A 2950-nucleotide genomic window follows, 5' to 3' on the forward strand; every position below is an offset into this window, starting at 1 on the left:
AACATAGAGTTTTAGGGTCAATTCATACTGACTTTGCCAACAATTTATCTCTAGTAGCCCAATGCCCGTTTGCAGATAAACTCTTGCCGCAGCATAAGCTGTAGAATTTCTGGCTTTCTGTCCTGCTTTTAAATTAAGTTGAGCTAAGGCTTGTCGTTTCTCGGCTTGAGTAATTAACTCAATTCCTCGATTCAAATGTCCGACAATATCAAACAATTTTTCCTCTTGTTTTATTTCTGAGGAATTTTGTTGAAGTAATTGTCCGATTTTGAGATGAGTTGCTTTTTTCTGTGAATCTGGAATCAGGGAATAGGCAGCTTGCTGAACGCGATCGTGCAGGAATTTATAATTTGCATTAGCAGTAGTTGGGTTAAGAGTAGCGATATTCCCAGTTTGGGTGAAGAATTTGTAGACTTCGGTGATAGGGATGACCAAGCCTTCTTGTAACGCTTTCCACAAATCTGCCGCCGTTTCTTCAAGTGATTTTTCTGAAACGATCGCCAAAGTAGCTAAATCAAACTGTGCTCCAATACAAGCTGCCAACTTCAAGCCAGACTGAGTTGCGATCGGCAATTTTTGCAATTGCAGTGCTATAAACTCTACCACATCATCGGTGATAGCTAAAGCTCTGACCTTGGCAAGATCGCACTGCCAATGCTGAATTTCCCAATCAAAACTTATTAACTTATCATCGTGTAAAGCTTTGAGAAATTGCGTCGCAAAAAAAGGATTTCCTTGGGTTTTTTGATAGACTAATTTGCTTAAAAGTTGGGCAATAGATAATTCGCAATTCAGTGTATCTGCCACTAACTGATTCACCTCAGATTGGCCGAGTGGTGGCAAAGTAATTGTCTTCACTGCCGCCCCAGTTTTGGCAATTTCATTTACTGTTAAACTGAAGGAATGGACGGGAGAAACTTCATTATCCCGATAAGCTCCTAATATTAAGAGATATCCTGTATCTTGCATCAATAATTTCAGCAAGTTCAAGGAAGCGGAATCTGACCATTGCAAGTCATCTAAAAACATCACTAAGGGATGCTCTTTACTGGTGAAGACTTGCAGAAACTTTTGAAATAGTAAATTAAACCGATTTTGAGCAGCATTGCCTGATAATTCTGTCGCTGGTGGTTGTTTACCAATGATGTTTTCCAATTCAGGAATTACGTCAATTAATACTTGTCCGCTTTCTCCCACTGCTGCGAGAATTTGGGCTTTCCAGGTTTGTAGTTGCTCATCTGATTCTGATAATAATTGCCCCATTAAATCTCGAAATGCTTGCACAAATGCTGAAAAGGGAATGTTGCGATTAAATTGGTCATATTTACCTTTAATAAAATAACCCCGTTGCCGTACAATGGGTTTATGGACTTCATTCACTACGGCGGTTTTTCCAATTCCAGAAAATCCCGCCACTAGCATGATTTCGGTGTTACCTGTGCTGACTCTTTCAAAGGCGGCTAATAGTTGATTTACTTCGTTTTCTCTGCCATAGAGTTTTTCGGGGATGAGGAAGCGATCGCTAATATCTCGTTTGCCTAGTTCAAAGTATGTGATTTTACCTGTGTCTTTTAATTGAGACAAACAAATCTCTAGATCGTGTTTTAATCCTAATGCACTTTGATAGCGATCTTCGGCATTTTTCGCCATCAGCTTACTGATAATTTCTGATAAAACTAGAGGGATTTGTGGCTGAATTTGATGAATTGGGAGCGGCTCCTTGGCAAGATGACAATGCACCAATTCCATCGAATCTTCTGAGACAAATGGTAATTTTCCTGTCAATAATTCATAAAAACTTACACCCAGGGAATAAAAGTCACTCCGATAGTCAATGCCTCGATTCATTCTCCCGGTTTGTTCGGGAGATAGGTAGGCTAAGGTTCCTTCTAAGACATTGGGATTCTGAATTTCTTGGGTTTCCCTTGGCAGTAGGGAAGAAATACTAAAGTCAATCAGTTTAAGTTCTTTTGTTTTGGGATTAATAAGAATATTGGCGGGTTTAATATCTTTGTGAATGACACGATTTTGATAGAGATAGTTAAGAATATATGTCAGTTGTATAGCGAGTTGAAGAAATTCTGCTAAAGGTAAAGATTGAGATGGTTGGGTTTCATTTGTTGCCATCTGGAGATAAGAAGACAGGGAGACTCCACCAAAGTCATCCATAAGTAAGGCATAGCTATTGTGGTACGCTTCCAGAGCCAGAGGTTTAACAATACTGGGAAAGTCGAGATTTTTGGTAATGGTATATTGATTGCGAAATTGGATGAGTTCGTTGAAATTAGGATATTCGTTTCGTAGTAATTTGATAACTACTGGCTGCTGGTCACGAATACGGATGCCTCGATAGACGAGGGTACGCGTACCTATGTAGAGTTCTTCTGTTATTTGATAGCCTGATAAATGTGGGTGCGCGTTCATAATTCTTTCATTCTCTCTTTAAACAAAAGTTGACTGATAATCTTCTATTTTATTCTACTATTTAGCAGAGATAGTGATCGTAAACACAGTACCCTCACTAGGTACAGAATCAACTGTAATTTTTCCCCCATGTTTTTCTTCAATTATTTGACGAGCGATCGCTAATCCTAATCCCGTCCCTTTACCAACAGCTTTCGTGGTAAATAAATGGTCAAATATCTTTGATTTAACTGATCCATTCATCCCATAACCGTTATCAGCAATACTAATCTTCACCTGGTTATCTACTAAGGTAGTTTGAATGGTAATGCGATTGGGATTAGCCTTAATTTCTGCATAATTCCGCCCAATATTTGATTCTTCTAAGGCATCGATCGCATTGGCAAGAATGTTAATAAACACCTGGTTAAGCTGTCCAGGAAAACATTCGATCGCCGGAATATTCCCATAGTCTTTGACTACTTCGATAGCGGGTCGCTCATCGTTCGCTTTCAATCGATATTTGAGGATTAAGATCGTGCTGTCG

General features: G+C 39.3%; 2 protein-coding genes. Both read right to left on the minus strand.

Annotated features, from left to right (window positions below; all coding sequences use genetic code 11):
* Nucleotides 1-2424, minus strand: a 2424-nt coding sequence (locus PN499_RS00045) for an ATP-binding protein (protein ID WP_272029545.1), incomplete at its 3' end; no start/stop codon positions are given.
* 57 nt (nucleotides 2425-2481) lie between these two features.
* Nucleotides 2482-2950: sensor histidine kinase (locus tag PN499_RS00050; RefSeq protein ID WP_272029546.1), on the minus strand; the 469-nt coding region annotated here is incomplete at its 5' end.

Source organism: Kamptonema animale CS-326, assembly GCF_028330895.1.
GTDB lineage: Bacteria > Cyanobacteriota > Cyanobacteriia > Cyanobacteriales > Microcoleaceae > Kamptonema > Kamptonema formosum.